The organism is Pseudomonas sp. RU47 (genome assembly GCF_004011755.1).
GTDB lineage: Bacteria > Pseudomonadota > Gammaproteobacteria > Pseudomonadales > Pseudomonadaceae > Aquipseudomonas.
The window spans coordinates 2,163,308-2,183,294 of record NZ_CP022411.1 but is presented as its reverse complement, the minus strand read 5'-3'; the positions used below and the strand labels follow the sequence as shown (position 1 = coordinate 2,183,294).

Below are 19,987 nucleotides of genomic sequence, written 5' to 3'. Positions count from 1 at the left end.
GGGCTCTGGTCGAGACCGGCGTTGTCCGGCGCCGGTGCAAACAGCGCGCCGTCATCGCCCTCGAAACTGCCGTCGAACTGGCCGAGGTAGTTGAAGGTGATGCGCGGGGTCGGCAACTCACGCAGGCTCTGTTGTGCCTGAGCATTGCCAAGATGACGCAGTGCGCCGAAACCGATGCCCTTGTTGGGGATCGAGCGCAGTTGCTCCTTGATCTGTTTGATCGACTCGCCGGCCGTAGCTGCCGGGGTCAGGCGCACTGGGAACAGACTGGTGAACCAGCCGACGGTACGGGTCAGGTCAACACCGTCGAACAGCTCTTCACGACCATGACCTTCGAGCTGAATCAGCGTCGACGCCTGCCCGCTCCAGCGGCCAATGACCCGCGCCAGTGCGGTGAGCAACAGGTCGTTGACCTGAGTGCGATACGCCGCCGGCGCTTCTTGCAGCAGTTGTCGGGTCAGCTCCGCGCCCAGTCTGGTCTGTACCGTCTGCGCCAGTCTGTTCTGCTGACCGGCGTCCATCCGCTTGCACGGCAGATCGCTGCCGACATCACTCAGGCAGGCCTGCCAGTAAGCCAGTTCCTGTTGCAACGCCGTGCTGTTGGCGTAGCGCTGCAAGTGCTCGCTCCAGTCCTTGAAGGCGCTGGTTTTCGCCGGCAGCTTCAGTGGCTGACCGTCGAGCAATTGCTGATAAGCGTTTTGCAGATCTTCCAGCAGAATCCGCCACGACACACCGTCGACAACCAGGTGATGGATCACCAACTGCAAGCGCTGCGTGCCATCGGCCAGATTCGCCAGCACCGCGCGCAACAGCGGCCCGTTCTGCAGATCGAGGCTGCGCTGCGCGCGGTTGCCCAAGGCTTCCAGCGCAGCCGCATCGGCGACGTCTTCCTGCCACAGCAGGTTGTGCGGCTGATCTTCAACCGCGCGATGCTCGGCCTGCCACACGCCGTTGTGCTGAGTGAAGCTCAGGCGCAAGGCATCGTGATGTGCGACCAGCGCGCGCAATACTTGCTCGATTTTCTCCCCGTCCAGCGGCTGGCGCGGTTTGAGCAGCACCGACTGGTTCCAGTGATGACGCTCAGGGATTTCATCGTCGAAGAACTGCTGCTGGATCGGCAACAGCAACGCTGCGCCGGTGACCGCTTGTTGATCGATGCTCGTTTCGTCGTCGCCCAACTGCGCGACCAGTGCCAGTCGCTGAATGGTCTGGTGCTGGAACAGGTCTTTCGGGTTCAGGCGAATACCGGCCTGACGCGCGCGGCTGACCACCTGAATCGAAATGATCGAGTCGCCGCCCAGTTCGAAGAAGTTGTCGTTGAGGCCCACTTGCGGCAGCTTCAGCACGTCTTGCCAGATCGTGGCCAAGCGTTGTTCCAGCTCGCTTTGCGGCGCCTGATAGGCCTGCTGCGCCTGACTGGCATCCGGCGACGGCAACGCGCTGCGGTTGAGCTTGCCGTTGGCGGTCAGCGGCAATTGTGCGAGCAACAACAGGTGCGCCGGGATCATGTGATCCGGCAGATTTTCCTTGAGCTCGGCACGCACGCTGTCGCGCCATTGCGCTTGTTCAGCGGCGCTGGCGTCGAGCAACGCCGCATCAATCGGCACCAGATACGCAACCAGTTGTTGACCACTGAGGCCCGGCTGCGCCAGCACCACCGCCTGGCGTACGGCAGCCTGTTCGAGCAGTTGCGCTTCGATTTCGCCCAACTCAATGCGGAAACCGCGAATCTTCACCTGATGGTCGATCCGCCCGATGTATTCGATCACGCCATCGGCGCGATAGCGCGCCAGATCACCGGTGCGGTACAGACGACCGCCGTCAGCGGCAAACGGATCGGGAATAAAGCGCAGCGTGGTCAGGTCGGCACGGTTCAGATAACCGCGCGCCAGACCGGCGCGGCCAACATACAGCTCACCGATACAACCCTTGGCTACCGGGTTCAGGTCGCCATCGAGCAGGTACCACGACAGGTCGGCAATCGGCTCGCCGATCGGGCTGCTCGCGTCACGCTGCAAATCGGCCATCGACAACGGCCGGTAAGTCACGTGCACGGTGGTTTCAGTGATGCCGTACATATTGATCAGTTGTGGCGCCTGATCGCCGAAACGCTCGAACCATGGACGCAGGCTCTTCACGTCCAGCGCTTCACCGCCGAACACCACATAACGCAGCGCCGGCTGTTGCACGGCGTGCTCAGGGGCGCAAGCAACTTGCATCAATTGCTTGAACGCCGACGGCGTCTGGTTGAGCACGGTTATGCCTTCGCGGCAGAGCAAGGCAAAGAAATCCTCCGGCGCACGGCTGACCTCGTAAGGCACTACCACCAGTTTGCCGCCGTACAGCAGCGCACCGAAAATCTCCCACACGGAGAAGTCGAATGCGTAGGAATGGAACAGGCTCCAGACATCCTGCGGGCCGAAATCGAACCACGCCGCAGTGGCTTCGAACAGGCGCAGCACGTTGCGGTGCGCGAGCAAGGTGCCCTTTGGCTGACCGGTCGAACCCGAGGTGTAGATCACGTACGCGAGGTTATCGGCGCTCATGCGCACGTGCGGATTGCTGTCGCTGTAACCTTCGAGGTCTTCGCGATCCTGATCGAGCATCAGGCTGCGCACCGAGTCCGGTACGGGCAGTCGACCGAGCAGATGACTTTGGCTCAACAGCAGGCCGATGCCGCTGTCGCCGATCATGTAGCTCAGGCGCTCTTCCGGGTAGCTTGGGTCCAGCGGCACGTAAGCACCGCCGGCCTTGAGAATGGCGAGCAGTCCGACCAGCATGTCGAGGCTGCGCTCAACGGCCAGGCCGACGCGCACGTCCGGGCCGACGCCACTGGCAATCAGTTTGTGGGCCAACTGGTTGGCACGGCTGTTGAGTTCACCGTAGCTCAAGGATTGCTCGGCATACGTCACGGCAACGGCTTGCGGTGCGCGGGCGGCCTGAGCTTCGATCAAGTGATGCAGGCACTGCTCGTTAGGGAAATCGGCCACGGCCGGGTTCCATTGCAGCAGGGTTGCTGCGCGTTCGGCGGCGTCGCACAGCGGCAGCTCAGCGATACGCTGGCCGCTGTCGGTGACGATGCCTTGCAGCAGATTCGTCCAGTGTTGCGACAGGCGCTCGATGGTCTCTACGTCGAACAGGTCGGTGGCGTAAGTCAGCTCGGCCCAGACATTGTCGGTCGATTCAAAAGTGTTCAGGGTCAAATCAAACTGCGCAGTATTCGACGCCCACGGCAGGCCTTCGATGTGGAGTTGCGGCAAGCGTGTCGCGCCTTGTGCCTGGCGCGCTTGGCTCTGGTGGTTGTGCATCACTTGAAACAGCGGGCTATGGCTGAGGCTGCGCTCCGGTTGCAGCGCGTCGACCAGTTGCTCGAACGGCAGATCCTGATGCGCCTGAGCGCCGAGCACGGTGTTCTTCACTTGTTGCAACAGGCTGCGGAAGGTCTGCTGGCTGTCGAATTCAGCCTTGAGCACTTGGGTGTTGACGAAGAAGCCAATCAGCCCTTCAGTCTCCACCCGATTGCGGTTGGCCACGGGCACACCAACGCGGATGTCGGCCTGACCGCTGTAGCGGTGCAGCAAGGTCTGGAACGACGCCAGCAACAGCGCGAACAGGGTGACGTTTTCACGCTGCGCGACGTGCTTGAGGGCAGCGGCCAGTTCGAGGCTCAGCGGGATGTCGCGACGCGCGCCGCGATAGCTTTGCTCGGCGGGACGCGGACGGTCGGTCGGCAGCTCCAGCAACGGCTGATCGCCATCGCCGAGTTGCGCGGTCCAGTAATTCAACTGACGCTCGCGCTCACCGGCGTCCATCCACTGTTTCTGCCACACGGCATAGTCGGCGTATTGCACCGGCAACGCCGGCAATTGCGCGGTCTGGCCCTGGCTGTACGCGGCATAGAGCGCCACCAGTTCATCGACCATGATGTTCATCGACCAACCGTCGGAGACGATGTGGTGCAAGGTGATCACCAGCGCATGATCATCGGCAGCCAGACGCAGCAGTTTCACTCGCAGCAACGGGCCTTGCTGCAGGTTGAACAAGTGCAGGGTTTCTTCGGCGACCAGCGCTTGCAACGCTGCATCGTCGAGCCCTGCAACGTCCTGCACTTGCAGGTCCAGCGTGCCCTGCGTCTGAATCACTTGCAGGGTTGTGCTCTGCTCTTCGACGAAGCAGGTGCGCAGGGATTCGTGGCGCTCGATCAATGCATTGAAGCTTTGCTGCAACGCCGGCAGATCCAGTTCACCGCGCAGACGCAGTGCGGCCGGAACGTGATAAGCGCTGCTGGTCGGCTCCAGTTGCCAAAGGAACCACTGACGTTCCTGCGCATAGGAAAGTGCCATCGGTTGCGTACGCGGCAGCGCGACAATCGCCGGTTCCTGCGTCGCCTGATCGACACCCAGGGCGGCGACGAAGTCTTCCAGAACGCTGTGTTCGAACAGCGTACGCAGCGGCACCTGAACGTTCAGCGTCTGACGCACTCGCGAGACCACTTGCGTTACCAGCAAGGAATGGCCGCCGAGTTCGAAGAAGTTGTCACTCAGGCCGACACGCTCAAGCTTGAGCACCGCTTGCCAGATCTCGGCGACGCTGTGTTGAGTCGCGGTTTGCGGCGCGATATAGGTCGATTGCAACTGGCTGGCGTCGGGTGCCGGCAAGGCTTTGCGGTCGACTTTGCCGTTGGGGGTCAGCGGCAGTTGCGCGAGGAACAACAGGTGCGCCGGCACCATGTATTCCGGCAGTTCAGCCTTGAGGCTGGCTTTCAGAGCGGCGCGCAGTTCGACTTCGTCAACAGCGCTGGTGGATGGCACCACATAGCCGACCAGTTGCGCGCCGGTCGGGCCGTCCTGAGCGACGACGACGGTTTCGCGCACGCTGTCGAGCGCGAGCAAACGCGCTTCGATCTCGCCCAGTTCGATACGGAAACCACGGATTTTCACTTGATGGTCGATGCGCCCGATGTACTCGATCACGCCTTCTGCGCGATAACGGGTCAGGTCGCCGGTGCGGTACAGACGCGCACCGTTTGCCGAGAACGGATCCGGCACAAACCGTTCAGCGGTCAGACTCGGGCGCTGGAAGTAACCACGGGCCAGACCGTCACCGCCAATCAGCAATTCACCGGGTGCGCCGAGCGGATTGAGCTCAAGGTCGCTGCCGAGAATGTACAGCGCGGTGTTGTCTATCGGCGTGCCGAGGAATGGACGGCTGTGGTCCGCGCTCAGTGCGTGTTGCGCCGACCAGATCGTGGTTTCGGTCGGGCCATACAGGTTCCACACGCTCGGCGTCAGCGCCAGCATGCGATTGGCCAGCTCCTGCGGCAGCGCTTCACCGCCACAGAGGAACGTGCGGTCCTTGAGAATCGCTGCGTGTTCGTTGTCGAGCAGCATGCGCCAGGTCGATGGCGTGGCTTGCAGGACGCTGACGGCATGACGCTCGATCAGTTCGAGCACCGCTTGAGGATCCTGATGCACATCCTTGCCGGTCAGCACCACACAGGAGCCGGCGAGCAATGAGCCATAGATTTCCAGGCCGAAAATATCGAACGAGAACGTGGTCAGCGACAGCATGCGATCTGCAGCGGCAATCCCCGGCTGCTTGATCATGCTCGCGACAAAATTGCTCAGTGCCGCGTGGCGCACCATCACGCCTTTCGGTTTGCCGGTGGAGCCGGAGGTGTAGATCGTGTACGCCAGAAGCTCGCCATTGACGGCAACGTCCGGCGCGGTCTGTGGATAAGTCGCTAGCCAGTCACCTGACTGATCAAGCAACAGGGTGTGCACACCCGCCGGGATCGGCAACTGCGCTTGCAAGTGCGTTTGGGTCAGCAGCAATTGCAGACCGCTGTCTTCGATCATGTAGGCCAGGCGATCCTCGGGATACGCCGGGTCCAGCGGCACATAAGCGCCGCCGGCCTTGAGGATCGCCAACAGGCCGACGATCATCTCAACGCTGCGCTCCACCGCGATGCCGACCAGCTGATCCGGGCCGACGCCGGCCTCGATCAGGTGATGCGCCAGTTGATTGGCCCGGGCATCCAGCTCGCCATACGTCAGTACATCGTCGCCGATGATCAGCGCCGTCGCCTGCGGGTTTCGTTGCGCCTGCAAGGCAAAGTCCTGCTGCACGCACTCGGCCTGCGCGCTGTGATCAGCTACACGCAACCAGTCCTGCAACAACACGCCGTGCTCGGCACTTTCCAGCAAGGGCAACTCGCCAACCCGTTGAGTCGGTGCGGCCACAATACCTTGCAACAGGTTTTGCCAATGACGCGCCAGACGCTCGACCGTTTCCGGCTTGAACAGATCGGTAGCGTAGGTCAGCTCGGCGGCGAAACCGTCATTCGATCCATAGGTATTGAGCGTCAGGTCGAATTGCGCGGTGCGCCCTTCCCACTGCACATCTTCGACGCTCAGCTGCGGCAGTTGCACCGCGCTACGGCCCTGATCACGGCTGGTCTGGTGGTTGAACATCACCTGGAACACCGGGCTGTGGCTCAGGCTGCGCTCCGGTTGCAGCGCTTCGATCAACTGCTCGAACGGCAGATCCTGATGCGCCTGCGCGGCCATCGCCGCTTGCTTGACCTGCGCCAGCAATTGGTTGAACGGCAGTTGACCATGCACTTCGGCATTGAGTACTTGGGTGTTGACGAAGAAGCCGATCAGGCCTTCAGTTTCGACCCGGTTGCGGTTGGCGGTCGGCACGCCGACGCGAACCTGCGCCTGGCCGCTGTAGCGATGCAGCAACGCCTGAAACGACGCCAGCAACACCATGAACAGGCTCGCACCTTCGCGCTGAGCCAGTTGTTTGAGCGCATCGCCGAGGGCGGCTGGCAGGTCCAGTTGCAGACGTGCACCGCGCAGGCTTTGCACCGCAGGACGCGGAAAATCGATCGGCAATTCCAGCACCGGCTGCTCGCCGTCCAGCGTCTTGATCCAGTAAGCCAGCTGCCGCTCGCGCTCACCCGCTTCCAGCCAGTGACGCTGCCAGATCGCGTAGTCGGCGTATTGCACCTCCAGTTCCGGCAATGCCAGTGGCTGCCCGGCGGTGTCGGCGGCGTAATGCTGGATCAACTCGTTGACCAGCACTTTGATCGACCAGCCATCGGAGATGATGTGGTGCTGGATCAACACCAGCACATGATCGTCATCAGCGACCTTGAGCAATGCCACGCGCAGCAGCGGCCCCTGTTGCAGATTGAACGGGCGCGCGGTTTCGCCTTCGACAAACGCCTTGATCGCCGCCTCTTCGCCAGCGGCGTCGAGGCCTGCCGGCAACGGTGCCAGGGTGATCCGCAGCGGCAATTGCGGGTGAATCACCTGGCAGAAGGTTTCGCCGTGCTCGGCAAACGTGGTGCGCAAACTTTCATGACGCGCCGCCACCGCATTGAAGCTGCGTTCCAGCGCCGCCACATCCAGTTGCCCCTTGAGGCGCAAGGCGCTGGGAATGTGATACGCGGTGCTGTGCGGGTCCATTTGCCAGAGGAACAGTTGGCGTTCCTGAGCGTACGACAGAGGAATCGCTGCAAACCCGGAACGTGTTTCCGGGATCGGCAGGTTGGCCGGAGAGACGCCCTCTTCGAGCATCTTTTCCAGGTACAGCTTACGTTTGTCCAGCGGCAGAGTGATAAAGCGCTTGGCTACCCTCAAAGCAACACTCTTGTCCATCAGACTTCCTCCATATCGTCAAGCAGGGCTTCCAGCTTGCTCAGTTTCTGTTCGTTGATTGCCCCGCCTCCTGTATCGAGTCGAGCGACAAAGTCGCTCAGGACGGGGTGCTGGAATAACAGTTGCGGGGTCAGCGTCAGGCCCAGCTCAAGGGCCATGCGCGACACCACGTTGACCGCCAGCAGCGAGTGCCCGCCCAGTTCGAAGAAGTGATCGTTCAGACCAATGCGTTCAACCTCGAGCACCTGCTGCCAGATCACCGCGACCTGCTGCTCAAGCACACTCTGCGGCGCAACGTACGCGGCCTGCATCTGGCTGGCATCCACCGCTGGCAGGGCCTTGCGGTCGAGTTTGCCGTTAGGGGTCAGTGGCAACTGCTCAAGGAACAGCAGGTGCGCGGGAATCATGTAGTCAGGTAACGAAGACTTGAGGCCAGTCTTTAGTCCGTCGCGCAGTTGCCGTTGCGCTTCGCCGTCGTACAGATCCAGTTGCGGGGCGACCACGTAGGCCACCAGTTGCGCACCGCCCTCTCCTTCAACGGCCAGCACCGCCGCTTCGGTGACCGCCGGTTGAGCGAGCAATCGCGCCTCGATCTCGCCCAGTTCGATGCGGAATCCACGAATTTTCACCTGATGGTCGATCCGGCCCATGTACTCCAGCGCGCCCTCTTCGCGTTCACGAATCAGGTCGCCGGTGCGGTACATGCGCTCGCCATTGCCGACGAACGGGTTCGGCACAAAGCGCTCGGCGGTCATCGCCGCACGCCCCAGATAACCGCGGGTGATGCCGGCGCCGGACAAGTACAGCTCCGCCGAAATCCCTTGCGGCACCGCTTGCAGATCGGCGTCGAGCAAATGGCTGACGCTGTGATCAAGAGCACGACCGATGCGCGGTTGACCACCGGCGATGCGGCGGGTCCAGGTCGAATAGGTGGTGTCTTCCGACGGACCGTACAGGTCGTAGACATGCTCGACTGTCGACTGCTGATACAACGCGTTGACAAGCCCTTGTTTGAGCGGCTCACCCGCCAGGTTGATGATGCGCACGCTCGCCGGAATCTGCCCGGCGCGTTGCAGCGCAGCGATCGCCGATGGCACGGTGTTGATCAGACGCACCTGATCGCGAGCCGGCAGGTTTGCCAGCTCCAAAGCATTGCGCGCGATGATCAGCGAACCGCCGTTGGCCAACGTGACAAACAGCTCCCACACCGACAGGTCGAAGCACACCGAAGTCGTGGCCAGCACGCCCTGGATGTCGTCGCGGCTGTAGACCTTGGCCGACCAGTCGATCAGCGCCATGACGTTGCGGTGAGCAATCGCCACGCCTTTCGGTTTGCCGGTGGAACCGGAGGTGTAGATGACGTAGGCGAGGTTGTCCGGCTGCACCGCCGTTTGCGGCGCGACATCTGAGTAACCGCTCAGCGAAACCTGATCCATCAGCAGCACTTGCGTATCGCCCGGCACGCTCAGCGTCGCAGCGACCGCTTGCTCGGTGAGCAACACCCGCGCACGGCTGTCTTCGAGCATGTAGGCAACGCGATCGGCCGGATAATCCGGGTCCAGCGGCACATAGGCGCCACCGGCCTTGAGCACCGCCAGCAAGGCAATCAGCAACTGCTCGGAACGCGGCATCGCCACGCCCACGCGCACTTCCGGGCCGACACCCAACTCGATCAGCTTGTGCGCCAGACGGTTGGCTTGCGCGTCCAGTTCGGCGTAGGTCAGTCGCGTATCGGCGAAGGTCACCGCCAGCGCATCCGGGGTTGCTGCCACTTGGCGGGCAATGCCTTGATGAATGCACAGCTCGGTGACGAAGTCGGTCTCGACACTTGGGCCGTTGTCGATCAGGTTCAACTCGCTCAACGAGCGTTCACCTGCTGCAGCCATCTGCGTCAGCAAACGCTGCAGACTCGCGCCCAACTGCGCCACGCTGGCCGGGGCGAAGCTGTCGCGCTGATAGCTGAAATGCACCGACAGTTGCGCGCCCATGCTCACCAGCAAAGTCAGCGGATAGTTGGTCTGTTCCTGATTGACCACTGCACCAAAACGCAAACCCTGCGGCGCGCCGCGCTCCAGCGCTTCGCCAATCGGATAGTTCTCGAAAACCATCAGGCTGTCGAACAGTGCGTCACCGCCCTGCCCGGCCCAGCGCTGAATGTCCGCCAGCGGCGTGTGTTCGAACTCGCGTGAAGCGAGGTTCTGCGCCTGCACGGCTTGCAGCCAACTGGCCAGACTCTGCTGCGCTTGCGGCGCGGCCACCACTGGCAAGGTGTTGATGAACAGACCGATCTGCTCCTCGGCTCCCGGCAGATCCGCCGGACGCCCGGCCACGGTCGCGCCGAACGCCACGCAGTCCTTGCCGGTGTAGCGCTGCAACAGCAACAGCCACGCGGCTTGCACCAGCGTGTTAACAGTGACTTTCGAGGCCCGGGCAAATTCACCCAGACGTACGCTCAGATCAGCGTCCAGCACTTGGTAATGGTCGCCATAACCGACATTCGGCAAAGCGTCGACTGGCCGTGCAATGGCATTGGCCAGACGCGTCGGCTCGTGCAGAGGTTCCAGCGCCGCCAGCCAATAGGCTTCAGCCGCCGTTGCATCCTGACGTTGCAGCCAACCGATGTAATCACGATAGCGACCCGCCGGACGTGGCACCGCTTCGCCGCGATAGTGCTGCAGCACTTCGCCGAGCAACTGCGCGCTGCTCCAGCCATCCATCAGGATGTGGTGGTTGGTGTAGATCAGGTGATGACGATCAGTCGCTGTGCGCACCAGTACCAGGCGCAACAGCGGCGCGCAGGTCAGGTCCAGGCCCAGCGCTCGCTCCTCGTCAGCAAGGGTTTGCAGCGCCGCCTCCAGATCAACCTTGCCGTTCCAGTCGAGCACGCTGAACGGCACGTCCACCTGCCGCTGCACCACTTGCACCGGTTGCGGCAAGTCGCCCTGCCAGAAGAATCCGCTGCGCAGAATATCGTGGGCATCCACCACTGCTTGCCAGGCCGCGCGGAAACGCTGCGGGTCGACGCCATCGACGTCGAGGCGCATCTGGTTGATGTAGTCGCCATTGCCGTGTTCGAGCAAGGTGTGGAACAACATGCCTTGCTGCATCGGCGACAGCGGATAGATGTCATCGATGCCTTGCGGTTCCAGCACCAGCGCATCCAGTTGCGCTTGCGACAGTTGCGCCAGCGGGAAGTCCGACGGCGTTACACCACGGTTGCCGCTGTCGCAACAGTGGCCGATCAGCACCGTCAGTTCCTGCACATAATCATCGGCCAGACGCTGGATGGTCGCCGCGTCAAACATGGCGCCGCTGTAAGTCCAGCTCAAATCCAGTTCGCCGCCGAAGACTTTGCCGTTCAATGCCAGCGGGTTGCCCAGCGGGCCTTGCATGTTGACTTCAGCGCCGCCGGATTCGCTGGTCGGTGCGAACAAGGCTTCATCGGCCGCATTGAAGCTGCCGTCGAACTGGCCCAGATAGTTGAAGGTCAGGCGCGGCGCTGGCAAGCCTTGCAGTGCCTCGCGAGACGGCGCAGCGCCCAGATGTGCCAGCGCACCGAAACCGATGCCTTTGTGCGGGATTGCCCGCAGCTGCTCCTTGATCTGTTTCAGCGAAGCGCCCAGCTCAGCAACCGGCGACAAACGCGCCGGAAACACACTGGTGAACCAGCCCACGGTGCGGGTCAGGTCGATGCTGTCGAAGAGGTCTTCGCGACCATGGCCCTCCAGCAAAACCAGCGCACTGTCGTCACCGGTCCAGCGCACCATCACTCGCGCCAGCGCCGTCAGCAGCAGATCGTTGACCTGCGTGCGATAGGCCTGCGGCGCATCCTGCAAGAGTTGACGGGTCAGGGCTTTGTCCAGTTTGCTGCGGATCGTCAGCGCCTGATCGTGTTGCTGCCCGCCGTGCGGATGGTCATAAGGCAAGGCAGCCGAGGCGCCCTGCAACTGCTGCTGCCAAAAGCCCAGTTCGGTTTGCAGCGCTGGGCTTGCCGCATAGTCCTGCAACGCTGCCGCCCAGGCTTTGACTGCACTGGTCTTGGCCGGCAATTGCACGGGGTTACCGGCAAGGATCTGCCGATAAGCGTTTTGCAGATCCTCGAACAGAATCCGCCACGACACGCCATCGACCACCAGGTGATGCACGATCAGCAACAGGCGTTGCGTACCGTCAGCCAGGTTCGCCAACACCGCGCGAATCAGCGAGCCGCCGCTCAATTGCAAGCTGCGCTGGGCCTTTTCACCCAGGGCCTCCAGCGCCGCGAGATCAGCCACATCGACTTGCCAGAGGATGGTCTCGCCGGCTTGCGTGGCAACGTCGCGGTATTGCGCGCCCCAGCCGTCAGCCTGCTCGACAAAGTCCAGGCGCAAGCTGTCGTGATGCAACACTAGCGCATCCAGCGCGTGTTCCAGCAGCTGCGGGTCCAGCGCCTGCGTTGGCTTGAGCATCACTGACTGGTTCCAGTGATGACGATCGGGAATCGCCTGCGCGAAAAATTCCTGATGGATCGGCAGCAACGCCGTGCTGCCGGTGACCGGTTGCTGATCGATCAATTGCAGCGCTTCTCCGGTCTGTGCCACCAACGCCAGTGCGGCGATGGTCTGGTGCTGGAACAGGTCTTTGGGCGTGAAGCGAATCCCGGCCTGCCGCGCACGGCTGACCACCTGAATCGAAATGATCGAGTCGCCGCCCAGCTCGAAGAAGTTGTCGCTGACGCCCACTTGCTCAAGCTTGAGCACGTCCTGCCAGATCGTCGCCAGTTGCTGTTCCAGCGCGGTTTGCGGTGCAACGTAAGTTTGCTGCAGTTGGCTGACGTCCGGTTTCGGCAGGTTCTTGCGATCGAGTTTGCCGTTCGGCGTCAGCGGCATGCGCTCCAGACGCAGCACATACGCCGGCACCATGTGCGCTGGCAACGTCGCCTTGAGTTGTGCACGCAGATCGTCAGTGAAGTCGGCACGGCTGGAATCGCCCACCACATACGCCACCAGACGCTTGCCACTGCCGGCGCTGCCTTCCTGCGCCACGACCACCGCTTCGCGTACGCCGTCGAGGGCTTGCAGCGCCGCTTCGACTTCGCCCAGCTCGATGCGGAAACCGCGGATTTTCACCTGATTGTCGATGCGATCCAGATAATCGAACGTGCCATCGGCACGCTGACGGACCAGGTCGCCAGTGCGATAAAGCAAACCGCCGTTGGTGCTGAACGGATCAGCCACAAAACGCTCGGCAGTCAGCCCCGGACGGTTCAGATAACCCCGCGCCAGCCCTGTACCTCCAAGGTACAACTCACCGGCCATGCCTTGCGGCAGCAGGTTCAGATCGGCGTCGAGCACATAAGCGCTACGGTCACCAATGCGGCTGCCGATTGGCGCATACGCAGCGCCGCATGGCACCTCGCGACCGGCCTTCCAGATCAGTGGGGTGACCACGGTTTCGGTCGGGCCGTAACCGTTGATGATGTAGTCCGGATCGAGCGCACGCTTAACGCGCTCGAAACTGGCGTTCGGCACCGCATCACCGCCAAAGCAATAGATACGCACTTTCGGCGGATTGCCGACACGCTCGGCGTGTTCGGCCAGTTGTTGCAGGTACACCGGCGGGAAGGCGACCACGGTCACGCCGTGTTCGATCATCGCGTTGTAGGTCTGCTCCGGCGTCCACAAGCTGTCGTCGCGAATCAGCAGCGACGCACCGTGGGTCAGGCTGGTCAGCCAGCGTTCGTGGGCACCGTCGAAGGCGAACGACATGAAATGGAATTCGCAGTCACTGTCGCGCATTTCATAGCGCTGACCGATGGCCTGGCAATGCATGGCCAACGGACCGTGGGCGACGCTGACGCCTTTCGGATTGCCGGTGGAACCGGAGGTATAAATCACGTAGGCGAGGTTGTGCGGATCGAGCTGCACGTGCGGCGCCTTGATCGGCAACTCGCGCAAATCGAGACGATCCAGTTCCAGCAGCGGCACCGATTCATCGACCGGTAATTGCGTCGACACCGACGAGTCGCTGATCAACAACGCCAGCCCGGAATCTTCGATCAGATAGGCCAAGCGTTCGCGCGGATAGCTGGTATCCAGCGGCACATAAGCACCGCCAGCCTTGAGCACGGCCAGCAGCGCGACGATCACCGACTCACTGCGCGGCAGCGCTACGCCAACGCGGGTTTCCGCGCCGACGCCACGGGCGATCAGCGCGTGCGCCAGTTGATTGGCTCGCTGGTCGATTTCGCCGTAGCTGAAATGCTGATCATTGAAAATCACCGCCGTGCGCTGCGGATTTTCTGCGGCCAGCGCGGCAATGCGCTGATGCACGCCGATGTCCACCGGGTACGGCTGCGGGTGGTTTTCGGCTTGCTGGCGCGCCTGCTCTTGAGCGTCCGCCAAAGGGATTTCACCGAGGTTGCGCTCGGCCGACAGGGCGAACTGCTCAAGCAATTGCAGCAGGTGCGCACTGATGCCGGCGATGACATCGCTGGCGAACTGGCCGCGATCAAAGCTGTAGTGCAACGCCAACTGCTGACCGAGGGTGACCGCCACGCTCAGCGCGTAATGGGTTTGTTCGAGGTTGCCGACATCACCGAATGTCAGCCCTTGCCCGGCCTGACTCAGCGCCTGGGCAATCGGGTAGTTCTCGAACACCAGAATGTTGTCGAACAGTGCTTCACCGCCCTGTCCGGCCCAACGCTGGATGTCCGCCAGTGGCGTGTGTTCGAAGTCGCGCAGGCTCAGATTCTGCGCCTGTACCGCTTGCAGCCAGCTGCCAACGCTTTGATCCGGACGCGGTGCGCCGATCACCGGCAAGGTGTTGATGAACAGACCGACCTGCTGCTCAATGCCCGGCAGATCCGCCGGACGCCCGGCCACGGTCGCACCGAACGCCACGGCTTCGTGACCGGTATAGCGTTGCAGCAACAGCAGCCACGCCGCTTGCACCAAGGTGTTGACGGTGACTTTTTGTTGGCGGGCAAAGGTTTCCAGCGCCTGGGTGCGCTGCACGTCCAGTGTCAGGTAATGATCGCCGTGGCCGCTCTGGTTCTCGCCAGAGGTGGCCGCGCGCGCCAGTCGGGTCGGCTCTTGCAGGGCGGCCAGTTGGCCGTTCCAGAAATCTTCACTCAGTTGGCCATCCTGACGTTGCAGCCAGGCGATGTAGTCGCGATAACGCCCGCCGCCATTCGCCGGCGTGCGCCCGCTGTAGCGCTGCAAGACTTCGCCGAGCAACTGCGAGTTGCTCCAGCCGTCCATGAGGATGTGGTGATGGGTGTAAATCAAATGCCATTGTTCGGCACCGGTCTGCACCAGAACCAGTCGCAGCAGTGGCGCACAGCTCAGATCAAAACCTTGCTGGCGCTCGGCATCTGCCAGCGCAGCGAGCGCTGCCGGCTGATCCTCGCGGTCGCGCCAGTCCAGCGTGCTGAATGGCAGTTGCACCTGCTTGTGGACGATCTGCACCGGCTGCGTCAGCTCACCCTGCCAGACGAAACCGCTGCGCAGAATGTCCTGCGCATCGACGGTGGCCTGCCACGCAGCGCGGAAACGCTCGGGGTCGAGACCTTGCACGTCGACGCGCAACTGGTTGATGTACTCACCCGCCGCTTGTTCATAAAGGGTATGGAACAGCAGGCCCTGTTGCATCGGCGACAGCGGATAAACATCATCGAGTTGACCTGCCGGCACCGGCAACCCATCCAGTTGTGCCTGGGTCACGCGCGCCAGCGGGAAGTCCGATGGCGTTGCCTGTGCGACTTGCAACGTGCAGCAATGTTCAATCAGCGCATGCAGTTCCAGCGCGTATTGATCGACCAGATACTGCACGGTCGCGCTGTCGAACATCTCGCGGCTGAACCCCCAGCTCATCGACAGCTCACCGCCATAGACCTGGCCTTCCAGCGTCAGCCAGTTGGCCAACGGCGCTGCCGGATCCTGCGCAACGCCGCTGGTTTCAGCGGACGGCACGAACAGCGCCGCGTCGTCGAACTGACGATCGAACTGGCCGAGGTAGTTGAAGGTAATCCGTGGCGGCGCCAACTCCGCCAGTTCGGCGCGCACCGCCGGTGCCGCCAGATAACGCAGCACGCCGTAGCCCAGACCTTTGTCCGGCACGGCGCGCAGTTGCTCCTTGATCGACTTGATCGACCCGTCGAGATCGTCGGCGGCCGTCAGCTTGACCGCGAACAAACTGGTGAACCAGCCCACGGTGCGGGTCAGGTCGATGTCATCGAAGAGGTCTTCGCGGCCATGGCCTTCGAGTTCGATCAACGTGCCGGGCTGCTGGCTCCACCGACTGATGGTGCGCGCCAGTGCGGTCAACAGCAGGTCATTGACTTGCGTGCGATACGCCGCCGGCGCCTGTTGCAGCAACTGACGGGTACGCTCGGCGTCGAGGCGCCATTCGATTTTCTCGCTGTGCAGGTTTTGCAGGCTGCCATCGGGACGTTCGCACGGCAGATCCTGCGCACCTTGATGCTGGGTTTTCCAGTAATCCAGTTGTTCATCGAAGCGTGCAGTGGCGCTTTCCAGACGCGCGGTCCAGTTCTGGAAGGCATTGGTCTTGGCCGGCAACTGAATGCCGCCGCCCGCCGAGCGCTGCTCGTAAGCCTGTTGCAAATCTTCCAGCAGCACGCGCCAGGAAACGCCGTCCACCGCCAAGTGGTGAATGATCAGGTTCAGGCGCTGAGTGCCATCGGCCAGCGTCACCAGCAATGCACGCAACAGCGGACCGTTCTGCAAATCGAGGCTGCGCTGGGCTTCGTTGCACAGCGTCTGCAGCTGTTCTGCGGACTCGGCATCGCGCTGCCACAAGTCAGCGCTGCCAACCAACGGGCCATGGCTTTGCTGCCAGCCGTCGGCGCTTTCGACAAAGCGCAGGCGCAACGCGTCGTGATGATTGATCACCTCGGTTAGTGCAGCATCGAGCCACTGCGCGTTCAAGGTGTCGCGTGGGGTCAGCAGCAACGACTGGTTCCAGTGCTCACGCAGCGGCATCGCGCGGCTGAAGAAATGCTGTTGAATTGGCCCGAGCACGGCGTCGCCGGTCACCGGCCCCTGATCCACCAAGGTCTGATTATCCAGCGTGGCGACCAGCGCAAGGCTGCGCACCGTTTGATACTGGAACAGGTCACGCGGACTGACGCGAATCCCGGCCTGCCGCGCACGGCTGACCACTTGAATCGAGATGATCGAATCGCCGCCCAGTTCGAAGAAGTTGTCTTCGAGGCCGACGCGCTCAAGGCCGAGCACGTCCTCCCAGATCGCCGCCAGGGCTTTTTGCAGCGCATCCTGCGGCGCAACGAACGCCTGTTGCGGCGCGGCGTCCGGTTGCGGCAAGGCTTTGCGATCGAGTTTGCCGTTGGCCGTTACCGGCAGTTTTTCCAGCGTCATCAGGTAGGTCGGCACCATGAATTCCGGCAGGCTGCCGAGCAGCCACGCCTTGACGTCCTGCTGCCACTGCTCGTCCGGCTGAGCCTGTTCCAGCACCAGATACGCGACCAGATGTTTGCCCCCCTGCACCAGCACCACCGCTTCGCGCACCAGCGGATGCTGCATCAGGCGGGTTTCGATTTCACCCAGCTCGATGCGCAGACCGCGCAGTTTCACTTGATGGTCGAGACGACCCAGGTATTCGATCACCCCGTCGGCACGCTGACGCACACGGTCACCGGTGCGATACAGGCGCGCGCCGTCGTGGAACGGGCACGGCACAAACCGCTCGGCGGTCAGCGCCGGACGCTGGTGATAACTGCGCGCGAGACCGGCGCCGCCCAGATACAGTTCGCCAGCCACGCCACTTGGCACCGGCAGCAACTCAGCATCAAGGACGTGGGTGCGCAGGTTGGCGATCGGCCGGCCGATCGGCACGCTGTCGGCGCCCTCGTCAACGCAGGTCCAGTGAGTTACGTCGATCGCCGCTTCGGTCGGGCCGTAGAGGTTGTAGAGGCCAGCGTTCGGCAGTTTGGCGAAGACTTGCAGTTGCGCATCCAGCGGCAATGCTTCACCGCTGCAGACGATGCGCTTGAGGCCCACGCAGCTTTCGACACCCGCCTCATGAATGAACGCCTGCAACATCGACGGCACAAAGTGCAACGTACTGATACCGTGGCGGTTGATGATGTCGATCAGTTGCAGCGGATCGCGGTGCGCACCTGGCGCGGCAACCACCAGACGCGCGCCGGTCAGCAGCGGCCAGAAGAATTCCCAGACCGAAACGTCAAAGCTGAACGGGGTTTTCTGCAACACCGAATCGCTGGCGTCGATCGCGTACGCTTCCTGCATCCAGCACAAGCGGTTGACCAGCGCCGCGTGGCTGTTGCCGGCGCCTTTCGGTTTGCCGGTGGAACCCGAGGTGTAAATCACATAGGCCAGGTTCAGCGGATCAACGCTGACGTTCGGGCGGCTATCGCTGTAGCGGTCGAGCAGGCCCGGCTGATCCAGCGTGATGACCTGCACGCCGTCAGTCGGCAGCGATGCCAGCAAAGCATCCTGGGTCAGCAGCAAGGTGATGCCGCTGTCCTCGATCATGTACGCCAGACGTTCCTGCGGGTACTCCGGATCCAGTGGCACATAAGCGCCGCCAGCCTTGAGAATCGCCAGCAGCGCCACAACCATTTCCACCGAACGCAGAGCACAAACGCCGACCAGACTGTCGTCCCGCACGCCTTGTTCACCCAGTAAATGCGCGAGGCGGTTGGCCCGGGCATCCAGTTCGGCGTAGCTCAGCGTCTGCTCACCGAACACCAGTGCAGGCGCATTCGGCGTGCGCGCAACCTGCGCTTCGATCAGTTGATGGATCGGTGTTTCGGTCGGGTAAACCGCGTGGACGTTGTTCCAGTCGTGCACCAGCATGTGCTGTTCATCAGCCTCCAGCAGCGACAATTCGCCGACGCGTTGCGACGGATCGGCAACCATGGCCGTGAGCAAGCGCAACCAGTGGCGCGCCATGCGCTCGATGGTCGCCGGCTCGAACAAGTCGCTGGCGTACGTCAGCGACGCATGCAGCTTGCCGCCCTTCTCGTAGGTATCGAGGGTCAGGTCGAACTGGGTGGTACGGCTCTGCCAGTCGAGGCTGTTCAGCAGTAGACCGGAGGCAGTGCGGATGCTGGCGATGTCCGCTACTTGCGGCTGGTGGTTGTACATCACCTGAAACAGCGGCGTGTGACTGAGGCTGCGTTCCAGCTTCAGCGCTTCGACCAGTTGCTCGAACGGCAGATCCTGATGCGCCTGAGCGCCGAGCGCGGTGTCCTTGACGGCGCGCAGCAGATCGTCGACCCGGGTCTGCCCGTCCAGTTGGGTACGCAGCACTTGAGTGTTGACGAAGAAGCCGATCAGCCCTTCGATTTCGCCACGGTTGCGGTTGGCAATCGGCACGCCGACACGGATGTCGGTCTGCCCGGTGTAGCGATGCAGCAGCGCGTTGAAGGCACCGAGCAAGAGCATGAACAACGTGACTTGATGCTGCTGCGCGGTGTTGCGCAGTTGCCCGGCCAGTTGTTCATCGACAGCGAACTCATAGCGAGTGCCGCGATAGCTCGGCATCGCCGGACGCGAATGATCCAGCGGCAGCTCCAGCACCGGGTGTTCGTTGCCCAGTTGCGCCTGCCAGTAATCGAGTTGACGCGCCTGTTCGCCCGCCTCCAGCCAACGGCGCTGCCACAAGGCGTAGTCGCTGTACTGGATCGGCAGCGCGGCCAGTTGCGGCGGCTGACAGGCATCGAATGCGTCATAGCAACGAATGAATTCGTCGATCAGCACGTTCATCGACCAGCCATCGGAGACGATGTGGTGCAAGGTCAGCAGCAGCACATGCTCCTGATCGGCGAGCTTGAGCAACGTCACCCGCAGCAGCGGACCCACGGCCAGATCGAATGGCAACACCGACTGTTGCTCGGCGGCCTGCACCACAGCCTGCTCACGCTCGCCGGCCGGCAGCGCGCTGAAGTCTTCATGGCGGATCACCAGCGGCGCGCTGGCCGGCACTTGCAGCAGACTGTCATCGGCCTGGCGCTGGAACACCGTACGCAGGGTTTCGTGACGCTCGACCAGGCTGGCGAAGGCTTGCTCCAGTGCCGCCAGGTTCAAGCGGCCATTGAGCCGTACCGCGCCCGGCAGGTTATAGGCGCCACCTTGGGGATCCAGCTGCCAGAGAAACCACATGCGTTGCTGTGCGTAAGACAGCGCCTGCCGATCCTCGGCCTCGACGCCGGTCGGAATCGGAAACCGGGAAAAATCCACCCCTTCCCTCTGCAGGGCAGCGAGGAACATCTGGCGCTTTTCCAGGGGTAGCCCGATAAACCGGCGAGCAAGTTTCAGGGAGTCTTCAGCATTCAT

The 19,987-nt window shown here is 62.4% G+C and carries 2 protein-coding genes (1 of these 2 only partly in view); both read right to left on the bottom strand.

Features of this window, described 5'->3' with window-relative positions:
• On the bottom strand, positions 1-7,667 hold the 5' portion of the coding sequence (locus tag CCX46_RS09975; protein WP_127926538.1) for a non-ribosomal peptide synthase/polyketide synthase. 5,860 nt of this gene lie to the left of the window's left edge; only the first 7,667 of its 13,527 coding nucleotides appear in the window; it begins with the start codon at positions 7,665-7,667; the stop codon falls past the left edge of the window.
• Positions 7,667-19,987: a non-ribosomal peptide synthetase gene (locus CCX46_RS09970; protein ID WP_127926537.1), complete on the bottom strand. Its 12,321-nt coding sequence runs from the start codon at positions 19,985-19,987 to the stop codon at positions 7,667-7,669. Before CCX46_RS09970 ends, CCX46_RS09975 begins: the two co-directional genes overlap by 1 nt.